The sequence below is a fragment of the Pseudonocardia oroxyli genome (assembly GCF_900102195.1).
Taxonomy (GTDB): Bacteria; Actinomycetota; Actinomycetes; order Mycobacteriales; family Pseudonocardiaceae; genus Pseudonocardia; species Pseudonocardia oroxyli.
In genome coordinates this window covers 208,233-227,787 of the sequence record NZ_FNBE01000011.1, presented here as the reverse complement: position 1 = coordinate 227,787, position 19,555 = coordinate 208,233, and the positions used below count along the sequence as shown (strand labels likewise).

Annotated in this window: 18 protein-coding genes and 2 rRNA genes; 16 read left to right on the top strand and 4 right to left on the bottom strand. The window is 75.2% G+C overall.

Annotation, left to right across the window (positions count from 1 at the left end):
• The 8 genes from BLS43_RS18080 to recN all read left to right on the top strand — a co-directional run.
• A 23S ribosomal RNA gene (locus tag BLS43_RS18080) occupies window positions 1-358 on the top strand; the annotation flags it as partial.
• 151 nt (window positions 359-509) lie between these two features.
• A 5S ribosomal RNA gene (gene rrf, locus BLS43_RS18075) occupies window positions 510-626 on the top strand.
• A gap of 2,889 nt (window positions 627-3,515) precedes the next feature.
• Complete coding sequence (locus BLS43_RS32070; RefSeq protein ID WP_425438555.1) at window positions 3,516-3,965, top strand: pentapeptide repeat-containing protein; 450 nt, start codon at window positions 3,516-3,518, stop codon at window positions 3,963-3,965.
• Window positions 3,966-4,262: 297 nt separating this feature from the next.
• Window positions 4,263-5,201, top strand: coding sequence for an HAD-IIA family hydrolase (locus tag BLS43_RS18060; protein ID WP_093086264.1), 939 nt, complete (start codon window positions 4,263-4,265; stop codon window positions 5,199-5,201).
• Between the two features lie 133 nt (window positions 5,202-5,334).
• Entirely contained in the window at window positions 5,335-5,520 is a 186-nt protein-coding gene (locus tag BLS43_RS18055; protein ID WP_093086333.1) for a hypothetical protein, read from the top strand.
• Window positions 5,517-6,302 (top strand): TlyA family RNA methyltransferase, encoded by a 786-nt coding sequence (locus tag BLS43_RS18050; RefSeq protein ID WP_093086260.1) that lies wholly within the window; start codon window positions 5,517-5,519, stop codon window positions 6,300-6,302. Before BLS43_RS18055 ends, BLS43_RS18050 begins: the two co-directional genes overlap by 4 nt.
• On the top strand, window positions 6,299-7,210 hold the full coding sequence (locus BLS43_RS18045; protein ID WP_093086256.1) for an NAD kinase: 912 nt from the start codon (window positions 6,299-6,301) through the stop codon (window positions 7,208-7,210). The genes BLS43_RS18050 and BLS43_RS18045 overlap by 4 nt, the downstream gene beginning before the upstream one ends.
• A 100-nt stretch (window positions 7,211-7,310) precedes the next feature.
• Window positions 7,311-9,065, top strand: coding sequence for a DNA repair protein RecN (recN, locus tag BLS43_RS18040; RefSeq protein ID WP_093086253.1), 1,755 nt, complete (start codon window positions 7,311-7,313; stop codon window positions 9,063-9,065).
• A gap of 96 nt (window positions 9,066-9,161) precedes the next feature.
• Here recN and BLS43_RS18035 read toward each other — a convergent pair whose 3' ends face one another.
• Entirely contained in the window at window positions 9,162-10,508 is a 1,347-nt protein-coding gene (locus tag BLS43_RS18035; RefSeq protein WP_093086330.1) for an alpha/beta hydrolase family protein, read from the bottom strand.
• A gap of 78 nt (window positions 10,509-10,586) precedes the next feature.
• Here BLS43_RS18035 and BLS43_RS18030 point away from each other — a divergent pair, with 78 nt between their 5' ends.
• From BLS43_RS18030 to BLS43_RS18010, 5 genes are all read left to right on the top strand, one after another.
• Window positions 10,587-10,961 (top strand): hypothetical protein, encoded by a 375-nt coding sequence (locus BLS43_RS18030; RefSeq protein ID WP_093086250.1) that lies wholly within the window; start codon window positions 10,587-10,589, stop codon window positions 10,959-10,961.
• 63 nt (window positions 10,962-11,024) lie between these two features.
• Entirely contained in the window at window positions 11,025-12,212 is a 1,188-nt protein-coding gene (gene steA / locus BLS43_RS18025; protein ID WP_093086247.1) for a putative cytokinetic ring protein SteA, read from the top strand.
• Window positions 12,209-13,126 carry a copper transporter gene (locus BLS43_RS18020; RefSeq protein ID WP_093086245.1) on the top strand — a complete coding sequence of 306 codons (918 nt, stop codon included), beginning with the start codon at window positions 12,209-12,211 and terminating at the stop codon, window positions 13,124-13,126. The genes steA and BLS43_RS18020 overlap by 4 nt, the downstream gene beginning before the upstream one ends.
• 58 nt (window positions 13,127-13,184) lie before the next feature.
• On the top strand, window positions 13,185-14,894 hold the full coding sequence (locus BLS43_RS18015) for a CTP synthase (protein WP_093086243.1): 1,710 nt from the start codon (window positions 13,185-13,187) through the stop codon (window positions 14,892-14,894).
• Between the two features lie 59 nt (window positions 14,895-14,953).
• Window positions 14,954-15,517 (top strand): NUDIX domain-containing protein, encoded by a 564-nt coding sequence (locus BLS43_RS18010; protein ID WP_093086327.1) that lies wholly within the window; start codon window positions 14,954-14,956, stop codon window positions 15,515-15,517.
• 40 nt (window positions 15,518-15,557) lie between these two features.
• Here BLS43_RS18010 and BLS43_RS18005 read toward each other — a convergent pair whose 3' ends face one another.
• The 3 genes from BLS43_RS18005 to BLS43_RS31700 all read right to left on the bottom strand — a co-directional run bounded on the left by BLS43_RS18005 (window position 15,558) and on the right by BLS43_RS31700 (window position 17,155).
• The gene (locus tag BLS43_RS18005; RefSeq protein ID WP_093086241.1) at window positions 15,558-16,490 is read right to left on the bottom strand and encodes an MBL fold metallo-hydrolase; all 933 of its coding nucleotides are present in this window, start codon (window positions 16,488-16,490) and stop codon (window positions 15,558-15,560) included.
• A 10-nt stretch (window positions 16,491-16,500) separates the two neighbouring features.
• The gene (locus BLS43_RS30085; RefSeq protein WP_176921398.1) at window positions 16,501-16,692 is read right to left on the bottom strand and encodes a hypothetical protein; all 192 of its coding nucleotides are present in this window, start codon (window positions 16,690-16,692) and stop codon (window positions 16,501-16,503) included.
• Window positions 16,693-16,768: 76 nt separating this feature from the next.
• A complete protein-coding gene (locus BLS43_RS31700) occupies window positions 16,769-17,155 on the bottom strand; it encodes a cytochrome P450 (RefSeq protein ID WP_281245845.1) in 387 nt (128 codons plus the stop codon).
• On the opposite strand from BLS43_RS31700, the gene BLS43_RS30080 reads away from it, so the two are divergent.
• The 3 genes from BLS43_RS30080 to BLS43_RS17985 are packed head-to-tail and all read left to right on the top strand — an operon-like array spanning window position 17,144 to window position 19,538.
• The gene (locus tag BLS43_RS30080; RefSeq protein WP_245707557.1) at window positions 17,144-17,422 is read left to right on the top strand and encodes a helix-turn-helix transcriptional regulator; all 279 of its coding nucleotides are present in this window, start codon (window positions 17,144-17,146) and stop codon (window positions 17,420-17,422) included. The genes BLS43_RS31700 and BLS43_RS30080 overlap by 12 nt on opposite strands.
• Before the next feature lie 42 nt (window positions 17,423-17,464).
• Window positions 17,465-18,124: a response regulator transcription factor gene (locus BLS43_RS17990; RefSeq protein WP_093086235.1), complete on the top strand. Its 660-nt coding sequence runs from the start codon at window positions 17,465-17,467 to the stop codon at window positions 18,122-18,124.
• Between the two features lies 1 nt (window position 18,125).
• Complete coding sequence (locus BLS43_RS17985) at window positions 18,126-19,538, top strand: sensor histidine kinase (RefSeq protein WP_093086232.1); 1,413 nt, start codon at window positions 18,126-18,128, stop codon at window positions 19,536-19,538.
• The last annotated feature ends 17 nt before the right edge of the window (window positions 19,539-19,555 follow it).

The following is a 19,555-nucleotide window of genomic DNA, read 5'->3' as shown; positions in this document are numbered from 1 at the left end:
GGGTTGGGCTGTTCGCCCATTAAAGCGGTACGCGAGCTGGGTTTAGAACGTCGTGAGACAGTTCGGTCCCTATCCGCCGCGCGCGTAGGAGACTTGAGGAAGGCTGTCCCTAGTACGAGAGGACCGGGACGGACGAACCTCTGGTGTGCCAGTTGTACCGCCAGGTGCATGGCTGGTTGGCTATGTTCGGAAGGGATAACCGCTGAAGGCATCTAAGCGGGAAGCTCGTTCCAAGATGAGGTCTCCCACCACCTTGCGTGGTTAAGGCTCCCAGTAGACGACTGGGTTGATAGGCCAGAGATGGAAGCCCTGTGAGGGGTGGAGTTGACTGGTACTAATAGGCCGAGGGCTTGCCACAACATGTTGTTCGCATCCACTGTGTGACCCTGAGCACACAACCTCGTTCCCCGGTTCCGGGGAGTGTCCGGTTGGTGTTCGAAACCCCGGGTCCCGATTCCTTTTCACCGTGTGGTGAGGGGGTTGGGGTGTGGGAATAGTTGGATAGTGTTGTCGGTGGTCATGGCGGAGGGGGAACGCCCGGTCCCATCCCGAACCCGGAAGCTAAGCCCTCCAGCGCCGATGGTACTGCACTCGCCAGGGTGTGGGAGAGTAGGTCGCCGCCGACATCAAACATCGAAGGGCGTCCCCACCAGGCAGGTGGGGGCGCTCTTTTTTGTGTTCTCCGAGGCTGGAATCGCGGCTGTGCAACAGAAGCCCGAGCACGGCCGCGACGCGACGGAATCGGAATCTCCAGTGACTGATCGGGATGACAAGCAGGGCTCCGGCGACCGCCGTGACCGCCCGCGCACCTTCGACCGGCGTGACGACCGCCGCCAGGGTGGCCGCGTCGGCAGCGGGTGGGGTGACCGCAACGACCGGGACCGCGACCGCAGCGACCGGGGCACCGGCGACCGCGATCGGGGCGACCGGCCCCGGGGCGGGCGGAGCCAGCCGAGCGGAAAGGTGCCCGTCGACCGCTGGGGCAAGGACGACCGGCGTGGTCGGGGCCGGGACGACCGCTCCGGCGGATTCCGCCGTGACGACCGTGACGACCGCAAGGGCGGCTACCGCGGCAGCCGGGACGACCGGCCCGCCGGCGACCGTGCTCGCGGCGGCGCGCGGGACGACCGCGGCGGCTACCGAGGTGGCTACCGAGACGCCGGCGGGCGCGACGAGCGTGGTCCGCGCCGGGACGACCGTCCGTCCGGCGGCGGCCCCCGCGAGGACCGCGGTGCTCGGAGTGGCGGCTACCAGGGCGATCGCGGTAGCCGTGGAGGCTCGCGCAGCGACGACTTCCGCGGCGGTGACCGTGGTCGCGACGGCTCGCGCGGTGGGTACGGTTCCAACGACCGCGGCGGCTACCGCAGCGACTCCCGTAGTGAGCGCGGCGAAGGGGGTTCGCGCGGCTACCGCGGGAACGACGGTGCGCGCACCGACCGCGGCGGCAGCAGCTCCGGTGGCTACCGGGGCAACGGTGATTCCCGGGGCTACCGCGGGAACGACGACTCGCGCGGCTACCGCGGACACAGCGAGTCGCGGAACTACCGCGGTGGAGACGATTCCCGCGGATATCGGGGCAATGACGGTGCGCGGAGCGACCGCGGAGTCCGCGGCGACGACGACTCCCGTGGCTACCGGCGCACCGACGACTCACGGGGTGACCGCGACTCCCGCACCGACGGTTCGCGCGGCTACCGCGGGAACGACGACTCGCGTGGATACCGCGGGAACAGCGGCGCCCGGAGCTACCGCGGTGACGACGATTCCCGCGGCTACCGGGGCAACGGCGGTGCCCGCACTGATCGCGGGAGCAGCGGTTCGGGCGGCTACCGCGGCACTGACTCACGCGGTGACCGGGGCAACGACTCCCACGGGTATCGCGGCAACGACACCTCGCGCGGGGACCGCGGGAGCAGCTCCGGCGGCCACCGCGGAAACGACTCGCGTGGTGACCGCGCGACCGGCGGCTACCGCGGCGGCAGCGACTCCCGTGGCTACCGGGGCAGCGACTCGCGTGGTGACCGCGAGAACGGCTCCCGTGGCTACCGCGGGAGCGATTCGCGCGGTGAGCGGGACGGCGACTCGCGCGGCTACCGTGGCAGCGACACCGCCCGCGGTGACCGCGCCGGCGGCGACTCGCGTGGTGACCGCAGGTCCGACGCCTCCCGTGGCGGGTACCGCGGCGATCGCGACTCCGGCTACCGCGGGGGCTCGTCCGGTGACCGCGACGATCGTGGTCAGCGCGGCGGCTACCGGGGCGACCGGGACCGCGCGGGCTACGGCGCCGACCGGGGTGCCCGCGCCGACTACCGCGCCGACTACCGCGCCGACTACCGCGGCGACGACGACCGCGGCCGTGACGACCGTGACCGGAACGACCGTGACCGCCGGTTCGGCGACGACCGCGCCGCGTCCGCGGACGGCCGCCCGGTCACTCGGGACAGGGACGACCGCCCGGCCACCCGGGACAGGGACGACCGCCCGGCCATCCGAGAGACGGACGAGCGCCCGAGCAGCGCGGCCGTCACCGGCGATGCCCTGCCCGCGTCCGACCGGGAGAGCGCCGGCTCCCCGACCGATCACGCCTCCACCGTCGACACCGCCGCGGCGTCCGAGCCCGCTGCGGCCGCATCCCCGACCGACACCCCGGCCGAGACCGATGGCGGCCGCGCGGCGGAGCAGGTCGCGGGCACCGAGAGCCTGACCCCGACCTTCGACGACGGCCGTGCCGCCGCCGAAGACGCCCGGGGCACCGGGGACGACGCCCGTCCTGCGCGCACGACCGACGCGCCGCCCGAGCAGGCCCCGGTGCGCGACCGGGACCGCGAGTGGCGGCAGGAGTACCCGCGCCGGGACCGTCGCGACGACCGTCCGCGCCGGGACGACCGCCCGCGCGGCGGTGACCGGGGACGACGGGACGACCGGCGGGGCGCCCGACCGGCACGGGACGACCGGCCCCGGCGTTCGGCCGGCGCCGCCGAAGGGGTGTCGACCCCGTACATGGCCGAGCCCGATCTGCCGGAGGGGGTGCGGGCGTCCGCGCTCGACGGGGACGTCCGGCGTGACCTGCGTGGTCTGCAGAAGGACACGGCGGACACCGTGGCGCTGCACCTCGTGGCTGCCGGGATGCTCGTCGACTCCGACCCGGAGCAGGCGCTCGAGCACGCCCGGTTCGCCCGCAAGCGGGCGTCTCGGATCGCGCTCGTCCGCGAGGCGGCCGGGATCGCCGCCTACCACGCGGGGGAGTGGACCGAGGCGCTCGGTGAGCTGCGCGCGGCCCGTCGCATGGGGGGCGGGCCGGGGCACCTGGCGGTGATGGCCGACATCGAGCGGGCGCTCGGGCGGCCGGAGCGCGCGCTGGACCTGGCGCGCAGCCCGGAGGCGAAGGAGCTCGAGCACGCGGAGCGGGTCGAGCTCGCGATCGTCGCGGCCGGGGCCCGGCGGGACCTCGGCGAGACCGACGCCGCGGTCGTCGGGTTGCAGGGGGCGGACCTGGACCCGAAGAAGCGGGATCCGTGGAGCGCGCGGCTGTTCTACGCCTACGCGGACAACCTGCTCGCCGCGGGCCGCGAGTCCGACGCCGTGCAGTGGTTCGCCCACGCCGTCGACGCGGACGTCGAGGTGGAGACCGACGCCCGCGAGCGGCTGGCCGAGCTGACCGGCGAGTCCCTCGACGAGGACGGCTTCGACATCGGCGACGTCTACGAGGACGACGGGGCGGACGGGGCCGAGCCGGCCGAACCGGCACGGGCCGCGAACGGGACCACGACGACCGCCGCCGGTCCCAGCGTCTCCGACGGGCCCGCTTCCGACGGGCCCGCTTCCGACGGGCCCGCTTCCGACGGGCCCGCTTCCGACGGGCCCGCTTCCGACGAGCCCGCTTCCGACGACGCGGTCTCGGGCGAGGTGCGCTCCGGCGACGCGGCGCCCGCCGGGGCCGTCTTCGACGAGGCTGTGTCCGATGAGGCGCCCTCCGCCGGGGCCGTGTCCGACGAGGTCACGACCGACGGGCCCGTGTCCGACGCGACCGTCTCCGACGAGGTCACGACCGACGCGACCGTGCCCGCCGAGCCCACATCCGGCCAAGCCGGCTCCGACGACGGTCCGGTCTCCGACCCGACCGAGCCCGACCCGACCGAGCCCGACCCGACCGAGCCGCCCGCCCCCTCCGCGAGCGGGACGGACGGCGCGGCGGACGAGGACGGCGACCCGCTGCCCGCCGTCGACACCTGGCCTTCCCCCGAGGGGCAGAATCGGGAGTCGTGAGCGACCTCCTCTCCCGGTTCGACGCCCTCCTCGCCGATCTCGACGGCACCCTTTACGCGGGCAAGGAGGCGGTGCCGGGCGCGGTCGCCGCCGTCCGGGCCGCCGCGGAGCGCGGTGTGCGGACCGCGTACGTCACCAACAACGCGTCGCGGCGTCCGGCGGACGTCGCGGCGCACCTCGTCGAGCTGGGGTACCCGGCGACGACCGAGGACGTCCGGACCAGCTCGCAGGCGGGTGCGGCGATGCTCGCCGCGCAGCTGCCCGCCGGGGCGAAGGTCCTGGTCCTGGGCACCGATGCGCTCGCCGACGAGGTGGCGCTGCGCGGCCTGACTCCCGTGCGCGAGGCGGCCGGTGCGGTCGCGGTGGTCCACGGCCACTCCCCGGACACCGGGTGGCGCCAGCTCGCCGAGGCCACCCTCGCCATCCGCAACGGGGCGGTCTGGGTCGCCACGAACGTCGACCCGACGCTGCCGACCGAGCGCGGCCCCATGCCCGGGAACGGGTCCATGGTCCGGGTGGTGCAGACCGCGACCGGGATGGACCCGCAGGTCGCGGGCAAGCCCGCGCCCGCGCTGATCCTGCAGGCCCACCGGGACGGGGAGCGGTCCCTGGTCGTGGGGGACCGCCTGGACACCGACATCGAGGGCGGCAACGCCGCGGGCCTGCCGACGCTGCTGGTGCTCACCGGCGTCTCCACCCCCCGCGACGTGCTCGAGGCCCCCGAGCGGCAGCGGCCGACCTACATCGGCGCCGATCTCGGCGTGCTGAGCGAGGACCCCGGTCCCGAGGGATGGCGGGTGTCCGACGGCGTGCTGAGCGGCGAGGGCTCCCCGGTGGCCGCGCTGCGTGCCCTGCTGGCCGCGGGGTCGGGCCCGGACGTCCGGGCGGACGGCGACCAGGCCGTCCACGCCCTCGAGGCCCTGGGCCTCGGCTGACCGAGCCCATGATCCCCGTCTCGGGAGCGGGGCGGTCGGAGATCGACCGTCCTCCTCCCGACGAGTGGATCACCGCGTGGCCGGCCCGAGAGCGGTGGTGAAGATCGGCCGGGCATGGCTTAGCCTGGCGACGATGAACGCTCCGGTCCCCGGCGACCCCCGGCCGCCCGCCGCCCGCCCGCTCGAGGCGGTGCGCGCCGAGGTCGACAGCGCCCTGGCCGCGCTGGACGAGGTGGCCGAGCGGCCCGCGTCCGAGCACGTCGCGGCGTTCGAGCGGGTGCACGCCGCGCTCGGCGCGGCCCTCGCCGCGGGCTCGTGACCACGCGTTCCCGGCTCGACGCGGAGCTCGTGCGTCGCAAGCTGGCCCGCTCCCGACAGCACGCCGCCGAGCTCATCGGCGCCGGTCGGGTGACCGTGAACGGCATGCCCGCGCAGAAGCCCGCGTCCCAGGTCGAGCGCAGCGCCCCGGTCGTCGTGGCCGAGAACGACGAGCCCGAGTGGGCCTCGCGCGGCGCCCACAAGCTGATCGGCGCGCTCGACGCGTTCGGGGTCGACCCCGCGGGCCTGCGCTGTCTCGACGCCGGCGCCTCCACCGGGGGGTTCACCGACGTCCTGCTCAGCCGCGGGGCCCGGGAGGTCGTGGCGGCGGACGTCGGGTATGGGCAGTTGGTCTGGCGCCTGCGGTCCGACGAGCGGGTGCGCGTCCACGACCGCACGAACGTCCGCGCGCTGGAGCCCGCGCAGATCGGCGGGACCGTCGACCTGACCGTCGCCGACCTGTCGTTCATCTCGCTGCGCACGGTGTTGCCCGCGCTGGCCGCGTGCACCGCCGGGACCATCCTGCCGATGGTGAAACCGCAGTTCGAGGTGGGGAAGGAGCGGCTGGGGTCCGGGGGAGTGGTGCGGGACCCGGCGCTGCGGCTCGCCGCGCTGACCGAGGTCGCGCAGGCCGCCCGCGCGCTCGGGCTGGCCGTGCTGGGTGCCGTCGCGAGCCCGCTGCCCGGCCCGTCCGGCAACGTCGAGTTCTTCCTGCGGCTCGGCACCGGGGAGGACGTCGGCGACGGCCCGCTGGCCACCGCCGTCGAGGAGGGGCCGGCATGAGAGAGGTCCTGGTCGTGCTGCACGCCGGGCGCGCCACGAACCGGCGGGTCGCCGCCCGGGTCGCGGAGCGGTTGGCGGCCTCGGGCATCCGGCTGCGGGTGCTCGCCGACGAGTGGGCCGAGGTGCAGAACGGCCACGACCTGCCGCCCGAGCTGCGCCCGGTCGTCGTCGACGGGTCGCCCGCCTGCGCGGCGGAGACCGAGGCCGTGATCGTCCTCGGCGGCGACGGCACCCTGCTGCGCGCCGCCGACCTCGCCCGCCCCGCCAAGGTGCCGCTGCTGGGGGTGAACCTCGGCCGCGTGGGGTTCCTCGCCGAGGCCGAGCAGGAGTCCCTCGGCGAGGCGCTCGATGCCGTCGCCGCCGGGAAGTACCAGGTCGAGGAGCGGATGACGGTGGACGCCGTGGTCCGCCACCACGGCCGCACGCTGGACCGCACCTGGGCGCTGAACGAGGCCTGCGTGGAGAAGAGCACCCGCGAGCGGATCCTGGAGGTGATGCTGGAGATCGACGGCCGCCCGGTGTCCGGCTTCGGCTGCGACGGCGTGATCTGCTCGACGCCCACCGGCTCCACCGCCTACGCCTTCTCCGCGGGCGGCCCGCTGATCTGGCCGCAGGTCGAGGCGATGCTCGTCGTCCCGTCGAACGCGCACGCCCTGTTCGCGCGGCCGCTCGTCGTGTCCCCGACCAGCGAGGTCGCGATCGAGATCGACGCGACCGGCCCGCCCGCGGTCCTCGACTGCGACGGCCGCCGGATCATCGACGTGCCGCCCGGCGCCCGGGTGGAGATCACCCGGGGCGTCGAGCCCGTGCGGATGATGCGGCTCGACGGCCAGCCCTTCGCCGACCGGCTCGTGCGCAAGTTCGACCTCCCCGTCCGCGGCTGGCGCGGGGAGCCGGACGACAGCTGAGAGGACACTGACCGCACTCGAACAGCCGTTCGGCTCTCGTGTCCACAGGGGCGGCGCGGCGGCGTCGGATCTGTCGGGCGGGCGCCGTATCGTGCGGCCCATGCTGGCCGAGATGCGCATCCAGGGCCTCGGCGTGATCGAGGACGCCACGCTGGAGCTGGATCCGGGCCTCACCGTGCTCACGGGCGAGACCGGTGCGGGCAAGACGATGGTGGTCACCGGTCTGTCGCTGCTCGGCGGCGGCCGGGCCGAGGCCTCGCGGGTCTCGGGGGCCAAGGCCGTGGTCGAGGGGGTCTTCGCCGAGGCCGGGCCCGGGGCGTTGGAGCTGGCCGAGGAGGTCGGCGCCGAGGCGGACGAGGACGGCACGCTGATCGCGGTCCGCACCGTGTCGGCCGACGGGCGGTCCCGTGCGCACCTCGGCGGGCGGTCCGTGCCGATCGGGGTGCTGGGCAGGCTGGCGGAGGCCTCCCTCGCCGTCCACGGCCAGAACGACCAGCTCCGCCTGCTCCGATCGGCGGACCAGCGTGCGCTGCTGGACCGTTTCGCGGGAGACGCGGTGGGCAAGCCGCTGGTCGCCTACCGGGAGACCCGGGCCGAGTGGCAGGCGGTCGGCGCGGAGATCGTCGAGCGGCGGGACGGGGCGCGGCGGCTCGCCCAGGAGGCCGACATGCTGCGCCACGGGCTGGCCGAGATCGAGGCCGTCGCGCCGCAGCCGGGCGAGGACCGGGTGCTGGTCGAGGAGGCGCGGCGGCTCGCGGCGGCGGACGACCTGCGCGAGGCCGCGGGGCTGGCGCACGGCCTGCTCGGCGGCTCGGACGACGGGGAGACCCCCGGCGCCGTCGGGCTCGTCGGGGAGGCCCGCAACCGGCTGCAGGCCTCCGGCGATCCGGAGCTGACCGCGCACGATGCCCGGCTGGACGAGGCGCTGGCGATCCTCACCGACGTGGCGGGGGAGCTGACCGGCTACCTCGACCGGCTGGACGCGGACCCCGAGCGGCTCGGCGAGGTCCTGTCCCGGCAGGCCGAGCTCAAGGCGCTGACCAGGAAGTACGCGGCGGACGTGGACGGGGTGCTGGAGTGGGCGGCCCAGGCCGCGCGCCGACTGGACGGGCTGGACACCTCGGACGAGGCGCTCGCCGCCCTCACCGCCCGCCGGGACGCCCTCGCGGCGGACCTCGCCGGGCACGCCGCGGAGATCACCGCCGCGCGCACGGAGGCGGCCGCCCGGCTGGCCGCGGACACCACCGCCGAGCTCGGGGGGCTCGCGATGAAGGACGCGGAGCTGTTCGTCTCGGTCCTGCCCCGCGAGGCCGGGGACCTGCTCGAGACGGGCGGGCAGCGGCTCTTCGCCGGACCGGACGGGGTGGACGAGGTGGAGCTGCGGCTCGTCCCGCACCCAGGATCGCCGCCGCAGCCGCTGCACAAGGGTGCGTCCGGCGGCGAGCTCTCCCGGGTGATGCTGGCGCTGGAGGTGGCGCTCGCCGGGTCGGACCCGGTGCCCACCATGGTGTTCGACGAGGTCGACGCCGGGGTGGGCGGTCGCGCCGCGGTGGAGATCGGGCGCAGGCTGGCGCGGCTCGCGCAGCGGCACCAGGTGATCGTGGTGACCCACCTCCCACAGGTCGCGGCCTACGCCGACCGCCACCTCGTGGTGCAGAAGAGGCGGGGCGAGGGGGTCACCCGCAGCAGCGTGCGCACGCTGCCCGAGAGCGACCGGATCGTCGAGCTGGCGCGCATGCTCGCCGGGCTGGACGACACCGACACCGGCCGCGCCCACGCCGAGGAGCTCCTCACCACCGCCCGCGCGCACCGGGACGAGGACCGCAAGCCCGCGAAGAAGCGCCGCCGAGCGTGACGGGAGTGCTCTCGCGCCGACGCTCGTGTGACGCTCGTGGTGGGTGATCGTTCCGAGTGTGACGGGAGCGCTGCGAGGAGCGCGCTCCCGTGACACTCATGCGTGGGTGGTGAGCCAGCGGGTCACGGACTCGAGGACGTCGGGGGCGATCGTGGTCTCGATGGTCGCGTACTCGGCGGGGCTCCCGGTCTGCGCGGGCTGCATGAGGTGGTTCAGCTCCGGGAAGGTGCGGACCTCCGAACCCGGGGCCCGCGCCAGCGCGGCGCGCATCGGGCCCTCGCTCTGCGCGGGCGGGACCTGCAGGTCCTTCGCGCCGAAGAACGCGTAGGTCGGGATGCGCAGCGCACGCAGGGCGGGCTGCGGGTCGTAGGTCAGGAACGGGACCAGCGAGTCCACCTGCGCCGCAGCCGCCTGCGGGTCGACCCCCTGGGCCACCGCCTGGTCGCGGGCCGCCTGCCGGGCGGCGTCGAGGTCGCCCGCCCGGACCTGCGCCACCAGCGTCCGGACGTTCTCGACGCCGGCGTCCACCTGGTCCGCGGGCAACCCGGCGGCGGCGAGCAGCAGCCGGTTCTGCTCGATCAGCACGTCGCCGCCGGACACCGAGGGGCCCGCCATCAGCACGGCGAACGCGACGTCCCCGCGCTGCGCCGCCAGCGGCGCGAGGTAGCCGCCCTCGCTGTGCCCGAACAGCCCCACCCGGGCCGGGTCCACGTCGGGCCGCCCGCGCAGCAGCGCCGCGCCCGCGAGCGCGTCGTCGGCGAGGACGTCGTACGGCGTGCCCTCCAGGGTGCCGCCGGACCCGCCGACCCCGCGGTCGTCCGTCCGGAGCACCACGAACCCGGCGCGGGTCAGGGTGTCGGCGAGCAGCAGGAACGGCTTGTGTCCCGCGATGGTCTCGTCGCGGTCCTGCGCCCCGCTCCCGGTGATCATCACGACGCCGGGGAACGGGCCCGGGCCGGGCGGCGCGGTGACGGTGCCCGCCAGCGTCACGTCGCCGCTCGGGAAGGTCACGTCCTCGGTCCGGTACGGGTAGGGCGGCTGCGGCTCCTGCGGCCGCGCCTGCGCGGGCAGCGTGCCCCTGGCCAGCGAGAACGGGAGACTCTGTCCGCCCTGGGTGAGAGTGCCCGAGATCGCGTCCCCGTCGAGGGTGCCGGTGAACGCCGGTGAGCCGGGCACGGTGGAGAGACCGAAGCGCACGGTGTCCCCGTCGACCGCGACGCCGTCGAGCGGGGCGCCCCGCGTCCCCTGCGCCGGGATGTCGATCGTGCCCGACGCCTGGTCCTCACCGATGTGCAGCGCGAACGGCAGCCGCTGCCCGGGCAGCTCGATCGCGCCCTGCCAGTCACCGGCGAACGACGACCCGGCCGGTATCCCCGTCGGCCCGGCCCCGCACGCGGCCAACCCCAGCACCAGAACGAGAGCCCACGCCCCCCGACGCACCATGGCCGCGATCATGCCCGGCGCCGCCGCCGGGCGCCGAACCGGTTCGCGGTCGAACGGACGGGATGGTACCCAGACCGGATGCCGCCACCCCCGACCTCCGTCCTGCTCTGGCGGGCCGACGAATGCGCCGCCGCGGGCCCCGTCCACGCCTGCTGCCTGCGCGAGACCGCGCCCGGTGCCCGCGCCGTGGTCTACCGCACCCGGGCGGAGCAGGGGATCGCGGGCGTCGTCGACTTCACGGCGGCGGCGGGCCCGCGCCCGGACGGGGGATGGGCGGCCCCGGGTGTCTTCGTCCCGCTGGCCGACCCGGTACCCCGCGCGGTGCTGCTCGCCGACGACACCCTGCGTCCGGTCTTCGCGTCGCTGCGCAGCAGGCGCAGGCTGCCCGAGCCCGCCGCCCGTCTGCTGGCCCGGATGATCGACCCACCTGCGGATCCCCGACCGGATCGGTGACAGCGCGGTCACGGTCGGCGCGCCTTCACCGCACGGGCACGAGCGGATGTCAAGGTGCCCCGCATGAAGCTCTCCGGCCTGCTGCACCGCTCGCGACCCGAGCTGCCCGGGCTCGCCGGGACCGCCCGCGTCGACAAGCGCACCGACGCCCTGCTGAAGCGGCTCAAGCCCGGTGAGGTCGCCGTGCTCGACCAGATCGACATGGACCGCGCCACGGCGGACGCGCTGATCGCGGCGGAGGTCGCGGCCGTCGTGAACGCCGCGCCGTCGATCTCCGGGCGCTTCCCGAACCTCGGCCCCGAGGCCCTGCTGGCCGCCGGCATCCCGCTGCTGGACGACTGCGGGCCGGAGATCCTGCACGCGGTCAAGGACGGCGCGCGGATCCGGCTGCACGACGGCGCGGTCTTCGCGGGCGAGCTGGAGCTGGGCCGCGGCACCGAGCAGACGGCCGACTCGGTCGCGGACGCCCTGGTCGAGGCCAAGGCGGGGCTGACCCACCAGCTCGAGGCGTTCGCCGCGAACACCACCGAGTTCATGCGCCAGGAGCGCGCCCTGCTGCTCGACGGCTACGGCGTGCCGGACGTCGACGTGGTCCTCGAGGGCCGCCAGGTGCTCGTCGTGGCCGCCGGGTTCGACCACCTGAAGGACCTGAAGAAGCTGCAGCACTTCATCCGCGAGTACCAGCCGGTGCTGGTCGGGGTGGGGGCGGGCGCGGACGCGCTGCGGGCTGCGGGCCACACCCCGCAGCTGATCGTCGGGGACCCGTCGGACGTCACCGACGAGACGCTGACCTGCGGCGCGGACGTGGTCGTGCCGGCGTTCGCGGACGGGCACGCGCCCGGCCTGCACAAGGTCCAGGATCTCGGCGCGAGCGCCGTGACCTTCCCGAGCAGCGCCAACCCCGAGGACCTCGCCCTGCTGCTGGCCCACCACCACGGCGCGTCGATGATCGTCACCGTGGGGCTCTCCGCGACGATGGCCGAGTTCCTCGACCGCGGCCGCTCCGGCAGCAACGCCTCGACCTTCCTCACCCGGCTGCAGGTCGGGGGCACCGTCGTCGACGGCCGGGTGATCGCGCAGCTCTACCGCAGCCGGGTGTCCACCGGCGCGCTGTTGTTGCTGGTGGGCGCCGCGCTCGTGGCCATCCTCGCGGCGCTCCTGATGTCCCAGGCGGGCGACGCGGTGATCACCTGGGTCACCACGACGTGGACCGCCCTGGTCGAGACGGTCCGGGGTGGGGTCGCCCCGTGATCTCGCTCAAGTACCACGCCATCTCCCTGGCCGGGGTCTTCCTGGCCCTGGCGGTGGGGGTCGTCCTCGGCGCGAGCGGGCTGTCGGACCGGCTGCTCGCGGCCGTGTCGACGGACCGGGACTCGCTGTCCTCCCAGGTCGACACGTTGACGGCGGAGCGGGACTCGCTGCTCGACCAGCAGGCGGCCGCGGACCAGTTCGCCGCCCGGGTGGGCCCGGCCGCCGTCGCCGGCTCGTTGACCGGCCGCAGCGTCGCGATCGTCCAGGCGGGCGGTGACCAGAGCGACCAGGAGTCGGTGATCCGGCTGATCGGGCAGGCCGGCGGCACCGTGACCGGCTCGATCACCCTCACCGACGCCGTCACCGACCCCGCGCGGGCCGACCAGCTCAACGAGCTCGCCGCGCGCCTGCTGCCCGCGGGCGCCCAGCTCCCGGCCGCCTCGGACACCGGCAGCCTCGCCGGTGGCCTGCTCGGCAGCGTCATGACGACCAAGAACGCCGCGACCGCCGGTTCGGCGGGCGCGGTCTGGACCGGTCTCGCCGACTCCGGGTTCGTCCAGCCGGGCACGGCCCCCGGGCCCGCCGACATGATCGTCGTGCTGACCGGCGGCGCCCAGCAGGGGTCCGACGCGGGCGACTCGGCCGCCGTCCTGGCCCGCCTGGCCGCCGAGCTCGACCGGGCCGGATCGGGCGCGGTCCTCGCGGGCCGCAGCGGCTCGGCGTCGGCGACCGGACCCGTCGGCGTCGCCCGCGCGGCGGGCGGCTCCACCGCGGGCCTGTCCACGGTGGACGACGTGCAGACCGGCACCGGGCGCGTCGCCACGGTGCTGGCGTTGAAGGAGCAGCTCGACGGCAAGGCGGGCGCCTACGGCTCCGACCGCACCGCGAGCAACGGCGCCGTCCCCACCGCGTGACCCCGGCTCGGCGTGCCGGTTGCGGGTCTCGCGGGCGCAGGGCGTAACCTGAGGTTCCGTGCAGACACGCTCGACCCGTCACCTGTTCGTCACCGGCGGGGTCGCGTCCTCGCTGGGCAAAGGCCTCACCGCGTCCAGCCTGGGGCAGTTGCTGACCGCGCGTGGACTCCGGGTCACCATGCAGAAGCTGGACCCCTACCTCAACGTCGATCCCGGCACGATGAACCCGTTCCAGCACGGCGAGGTCTTCGTGACCGAGGACGGCGCGGAGACCGACCTGGACATCGGCCACTACGAGCGCTTCCTCGACCGGAACCTGCACGGGCGGGCCAACGTCACCACCGGCCAGGTCTACTCCGAGGTCATCGCCAAGGAGCGCCGCGGCGAGTACCTCGGTGACACCGTGCAGGTCATCCCGCACATCACCAACGAGATCAAGGACCGCATCCTCGCGATGGCGGAGCCGGACGCGGACGGCATCGTCCCGGACGTCGTGATCACCGAGGTGGGCGGCACGATCGGCGACATCGAGTCGCTGCCCTTCGTCGAGGCGGCCCGCCAGGTGCGCCACGAGGTCGGCCGGGACAACTGCTTCTTCCTGCACGTCTCGCTCGTGCCGTACCTCGCGCCGTCCGGGGAGCTGAAGACCAAGCCCACCCAGCACTCCGTCGCGGCGCTGCGCAACATCGGCATCCAGCCGGACGCGCTGGTCCTGCGCGCCGACCGGGAGATCCCGGAGGCGATGAAGCGCAAGATCTCGCTGATGTGCGACGTCGAGCTCGACGGCGTGGCCGCCTGCCCGGACGCCCCGTCGATCTACGACATCCCCCGCGTGCTGCACCGCGAGGCCCTCGACGCCTACGTCGTCCGCAGGCTCGGCCTGCCGTTCCGGGACGTCGACTGGACGGTCTGGGGGGACCTGCTCGACAAGGTCCACAACCCCGACGAGACGGTGACGGTCGCGCTGGTCGGCAAGTACGTCGACCTGCCGGACGCCTACCTGTCGGTCACCGAGGCGCTGCGCGCGGGCGGGTTCGCCCACCGGGCCAAGGTCGAGATCCGCTGGGTCCCCTCGGACGACTGCGAGACGCCCGCGGGCGCGGCCGCCGCGCTGGACGGCGTGGACGGCATCCTCATCCCCGGCGGGTTCGGCATCCGCGGGATCGAGGGCAAGCTCGGCGCCCTCACCCACGCCCGCACCCGGCAGATCCCGGCGCTGGGACTGTGCCTGGGTCTGCAGTGCATGGTGATCGAGGCGGCGCGCAACCTCGCAGGCCTCGTAGACGCGTCGAGCTCCGAGTTCGACCCGCGCACCCCGCACCCGGTCATCTCGACGATGGCCGAGCAGCTCGACGTCGTCGCCGGGGAGCGGGACATGGGCGGCACCATGCGCCTCGGGGCGTACCCCGCGGCGCTGGGGGAGGGGACCGTCGTCGCGAAGGCGTACGGCTCCCGCGAGGTCTCCGAGCGCCACCGGCACCGCTACGAGGTCAACAACTCCTACCGGGCCCGGCTCGCGGAGGCCGGCCTGGTCTTCGGCGGCACCTCGCCGGACGGCACACTCGTCGAGTTCGTCGAGCTGCCGGCGGAGCAGCACCCGTTCTACGTGGGCACCCAGGCGCACCCCGAGCTGAAGTCCCGCCCGACCCGCCCGCACCCGCTGTTCGCGGCGTTCATCAAGGCGGCGTTGACCTACAGCGGCGAGGGCAGGCTGCCGGTCGAGCTGCCCGCCCGGCCGAAGAAGAAGCCCGCCGAGGTCGGTTCGTGAAGCCCGGCGAGCACGACTTCCCGGTCGCCTCGTCGAAGGACATCTACACCGGCCGCGTGATGGCCGTCCGGGCCGACCAGGTCGTGATGCCCGGCGGGCGGGAGGCGACCCGGGAGATCCTGGAGCACCCGGGCGCCGTCGCGGTCGCGGCCGTCGACCCGGACGACCGGCTCATGATGATCCTGCAGTACCGGCACGCCGTGCGGCGGCGGCTGTGGGAGATGCCCGCGGGTCTGCTGGACCACGCGGGGGAGGACCCGGCCGCGGCCGCCGCCCGCGAGCTCGAGGAGGAGTCCGGGCTGCGGGCGGCGGAGTGGTCGGTGCTGGTCGACTGCGTGTCCAGCCCCGGGTTCTCCGAGGAGGCGATCCGGGTGTTCCTGGCGAGCGGGCTCACCGAGGTGACCCGCCCCGACCTGGGCGACGACGAGGAGGCGGACCTCGAGACCCGCTGGATCCCGTTGGCCGAGGCCGTCGCGATGGTGCTGCGCGGGGAGATCGTCAACGCGACGACCGTCGCCGGCGTCCTCGCCCTGCAGGCGGTGCGGGACGGCCACGGCCACACCCGCCCGCTGGACGCCGCGTGGCCCGACCGCCCCACCCGCTTCGCGGCCCGCACCTCCTGAGGTCGTGCGCGGCGATGGTCGCTCCAGCGACCATCGCCGCTCACAGGTCGCCGAAGCCCTCCAGTGCGGCGATCTTGCCGAGGACGTCGAGCCGGTTCGCGGGTTCGCGGGTCGGGTCGCGGTGGTCGTAGACGTTCGCGACGTTCTGCGCGATCCGGCTGCTCTCCCCGAGCCCGCCCCACTCGCCGAGGTCGATCGACGCGATGGCGGCGTCCACGTCCAGCCCGTCCTCGAAGCGCGCACCCGCCTCCCGCTGCACGAACAGCAGGTACTCGCGCATCCGCGAGACGTCCGGCTTCGCGCCGATCGGGCCGTGGCCGGGCACGATGGTGTCGACGGGCAGGTCGAGCATGAGGTCGCAGGCCGCGATCCAGCGCTCCACCGGCCCGGCCCAGACGATCGGGGTGCCGCCGATGAACAGGACGTCCCCCGCGTAGAGCAGCCGGGCGTCCGGGACCTGGACGAGCGTGTCGCCGGGGGTGTGCGCGGGCCCGACCTGGATCAACCGGACCTCCCGCCCGCCCACGTCGAGGCTGGTCTCCCCGCGGAACGTCCGGGTCGGCGGGGTGGCCGTGATCCCCTCGAACTCGAAGGGCCCGAACACCTTCCGCACGAAGTCCCCGCGCGGCCCGGGCAACCGCTTGAGCGCCGCGAGCGCCTCGACCTCCTCCTGGCCCATCAGCGCGGCCGCCGCCTCGGACGCGACGATCTCGATGTCGCCGACCAGCTCGTTGCCGAACACGTGGTCGCCGTCGGAGTGGGTGTTGACCAGCGTCTCGAGCGGGTTCGCGGCCGTGAGCGGGCGGATGCCCGCCAGCATCTCGCGGGTCAGCGCGAGGTCGAACAGCGTGTCGACCAGCAGGCTCACCCCGCCGCCGGTGACCAGGCCGGAGTTGCTCAGGCCCCAGCCGCCGTCGGGTTGCAGCCAGGCGTGGCAGCCGTGGCCGAGGTCGTGCAGTCCCTTGTCGTACACGGGCTCTCCTTCAGAATCCGGAGCGGAGGGGGACGAGCGGGGCGCCGGGGACGACCGTCTGCCGGGTCTCGCCGCCGAAGCCGCGCAAGGACACCACGTCGCCGGGCTCCAGCCAGCGCGCCTTCGCCACGTCCGGGGTGTCGACGTGTTCGAGCAGACACCCCCGCGGCACGGTGCCGGAGCAGATGACGTCCCCGGGCACGAGATCGCAGCCGCGGGCGCGCGGACCTCCGCCGGGTCCCGCCGCGCCCCGTCCCCGCCGTCGTAGGTCACCCACCTCATGCGAACACCACCGGGATCTCCTCCCACCCGCGGGCGACCTTGTTGGCGACCCGCCGCACCGCGGGTCCGGCGGGGGCGATGTCGGGGAACCGCTCCAGCAGCCGGGCGAAGATGATCTGGCCCTCGAGCCGGGCCAGCGGTGCCCCGATGCAGTGATGGTGGCCGGGCAGGAACGTCAGGTGCCGGTTGGGGCTGCGCGTCGGGTCGAACGTGTCGGGGCGGTCGAAGGCCCGCGGGTCGCCGACCGCGCGGAGCTGGACCTCCGCAGCTTCGACACGGTCTGCGGGCACGCCGCCGAGTTCGCCTGCCTGGCGGCCGAGGACCGCGCGGCCGTCCCCGAGTCCGATCTCGCCGACGAGGTCCGGCTCGTCGTGCGCCGCCACGCCCACGACCCGGACCCGACGGGCACGGAGGTCGCCCGGCTGGTCGGCTGGTCGTTGCGCCAGGTCCAGGCGGTGTTGCAGCGGGAGGGGACCACGCCGTCGGACCTCGTCCGGGAGGCCCGCCTCGAGCGGGCCCGCCACCTCCTCGGCGGCGCCGGCACGATCACCGAGATCGCCCGGGCGTCGGGCTTCCGCTCCATCGACGCGTTCGAGAAGGCCTTCCGCCGCCGCCACGGCCGCACCCCGACGGACTTCCGCAGATCCTGACCGGGTGGCGTCGGCCCGCGACGCGCTGTCGTACCGTGTCGCATGCGCATCGCGGTGGTCGAGGACGACGACGGCGTCGGTGACGCGCTCGTCGACGCGCTCGGTGCCGTCGGGCACAGCCCCGTGCGGATGCGCCGCGGGTCGGACGTGCTGCTCGGCCACCGGGACGTCGAGGCGGTCCTGCTCGACCTCGGCCTGCCGGACGCCGACGGCCTCACCGTCCTGCGGCGGCTGCGGGCGGTCAGCGACGTGCCGGTCGTGGTGCTCACCGCCCGCGACGACGAACGCTCCGTGGTCCGCGCCCTGCGGACCGGCGCGGACGACTACGTCGTCAAGCCCGCGCGCCTCGGCGAGCTGCGGGCGCGCCTCGAGGTGGCGGTCCGCCGCCGCAGGCCCGCCGAGCAGGACACCCCCGAGGTGGTGGAGGCGGGGGACGTCGTGGTCGATCTCGCCGCCCGCCGCGTCGAGGTGGCGGGGGCGGAGGTCACGCTCGCTCCGAAGGAGTTCGAGGTCCTCGCCCACCTCGTCGCCCGCCGCGGCGAGGCGGTGAGCAGGCAGGAGCTGATGGACGCGGTCTGGGGTGACGCCTACGTCGCGGTCTCGCGCAGCCTGGACGTGCACATGACCTCGCTGCGGGCGAAGCTCGGCCGACCGGACGCGCTCACGACCATCCGCGGCTACGGCTACCGGTGGGGCCGCTGACGTGTGGCGGCGGGTCCTGCTCGTCCTGGTCGTCTACTCGACGATCGCGGTCGTCGCGCTGGCGGTGCCGCTGGCGCTGGCGTTGGGCCGCGAGCGGGCGCAGCGGCTGAGCGAGAGCCGTTCGTCCGCCGCCGCGTACTTCGCCGACCTCGCTGCGCGCCGGGACCCGGCGGTCGCCGTCGACCTGGCGCAGGCGGTCGACCGGTACCACGCGCTGTACCGCGAGCCGGTGCTCGTGGTCGACCGCGACGGCACGCCGCGCGCGTCGGCGGGCCTGGCCGGGGTGCCGCCCGACGTCGGAGCCGCCGTCTCGGAGGCCCTGCGCAACCAGCGCAGCCGCGTGCCGGAGTCGGTGACCCCGTGGTCGCCCGCCGAGGTGCTGGTGGCCGTGCCGGTCGGCACCGGCACGCAGGTCGACGGCGCGGTCGTGCTGGTGGCGTCGACCACCGCCGCCGCGGCCGACGTCGGCCGGGCCTGGTGGATCATCGGCGGGGGCGCGGCCGCGCTGCTGGGGGTCGCGTCGCTCATCGCCGTGGCCCTGTCGCGCTGGACCGCCCGCCCCCTGAGCGGGCTGTCCGCCCGGGTCGCGGCGCTCCAGGACCGCGTGGTGGACCGCCCCACCGCGCCCGCCCCGGTCGAGGGCGGACCACCGACCGTCGAGCGCCACGCCGGGCCGCGCGAGGTGCGCACGCTCGCGGCCGCCTTCGACGGCATGGCCCGCGAGGTCGAGGCCGCCGCGGCGGCGCAGCGCCGGTTCGTCGCCGACTCCGCCCACGCCCTGCGCAACCCGCTCGCCGCGCTGCGCATCCGCCTCGACACCCTCGGCATGGTCGTGCCGGAGGACTCGGCCGCGGTGCACCACCGGACGACGCTGGAGGTCGACCGACTGGAGGGGATCGTCGTCGACCTGCTCGCCCTGGCGACCGCCGAGACCCGCAGGCCCGACGCGGTCGCCGCCGCGGACGTCGGCGCGGTGGTCACCGAACGCCACGAGTTCTGGGCGGCGGCCCTGAGCGCGGCGGAGGTGTCCGCCACCGTCGACGTCCGCCCCGGCCTGCGGGCCGACCTGGCCGCGGGCGACCTCACCCAGGTGCTGGACGTGCTGCTCGGCAACGTCGTGCAGCACGCAGGCCCCGGCACCCGGGTCGAGGTCACGGGCCGCGGCGAGGCGGCCCACGTCCTGCTCACGGTCGAGGACGACGGGCGCGGGGTGCCCGAGCCGGACCTGCCGCTGGTCACCACCCGGTTCCACCGCGCGACCAACACGGTCGGGCAGGGGACCGGCCTGGGGATGTCGATCGCCCGCGCGCTCACCGAACGCGCGGGCGGGCGGTTCGAGGTCGGGACGGGTCCCGCCGGTGGCCTGCGCGTGACGCTGCGGGTGCCGCGCGCCCGGCCGGAGGGACCGTCCTAAGGGAGCGTTAGGGTTCG

What these genes read in the sequence shown, in the direction of transcription:
- BLS43_RS18055 (WP_093086333.1), top strand. Translation starts at nt 5,335, where the DNA reads ATGAACGCTCCGGTCCCCGGCGACCCCCGGCCGCCCGCCGCCCGCCCG.
- BLS43_RS18045 (WP_093086256.1), top strand. Translation starts at nt 6,299, where the DNA reads ATGAGAGAGGTCCTGGTCGTGCTGCACGCCGGGCGCGCCACGAACCGG.
- recN (WP_093086253.1), top strand. Translation starts at nt 7,311, where the DNA reads ATGCTGGCCGAGATGCGCATCCAGGGCCTCGGCGTGATCGAGGACGCC.
- BLS43_RS18035 (WP_093086330.1), bottom strand. Translation starts at nt 10,508, where the DNA reads ATGGTGCGTCGGGGGGCGTGGGCTCTCGTTCTGGTGCTGGGGTTGGCC.
- BLS43_RS18030 (WP_093086250.1), top strand. Translation starts at nt 10,587, where the DNA reads ATGCCGCCACCCCCGACCTCCGTCCTGCTCTGGCGGGCCGACGAATGC.
- steA (WP_093086247.1), top strand. Translation starts at nt 11,025, where the DNA reads ATGAAGCTCTCCGGCCTGCTGCACCGCTCGCGACCCGAGCTGCCCGGG.
- BLS43_RS18010 (WP_093086327.1), top strand. Translation starts at nt 14,954, where the DNA reads ATGGCCGTCCGGGCCGACCAGGTCGTGATGCCCGGCGGGCGGGAGGCG.
- BLS43_RS17990 (WP_093086235.1), top strand. Translation starts at nt 17,465, where the DNA reads ATGCGCATCGCGGTGGTCGAGGACGACGACGGCGTCGGTGACGCGCTC.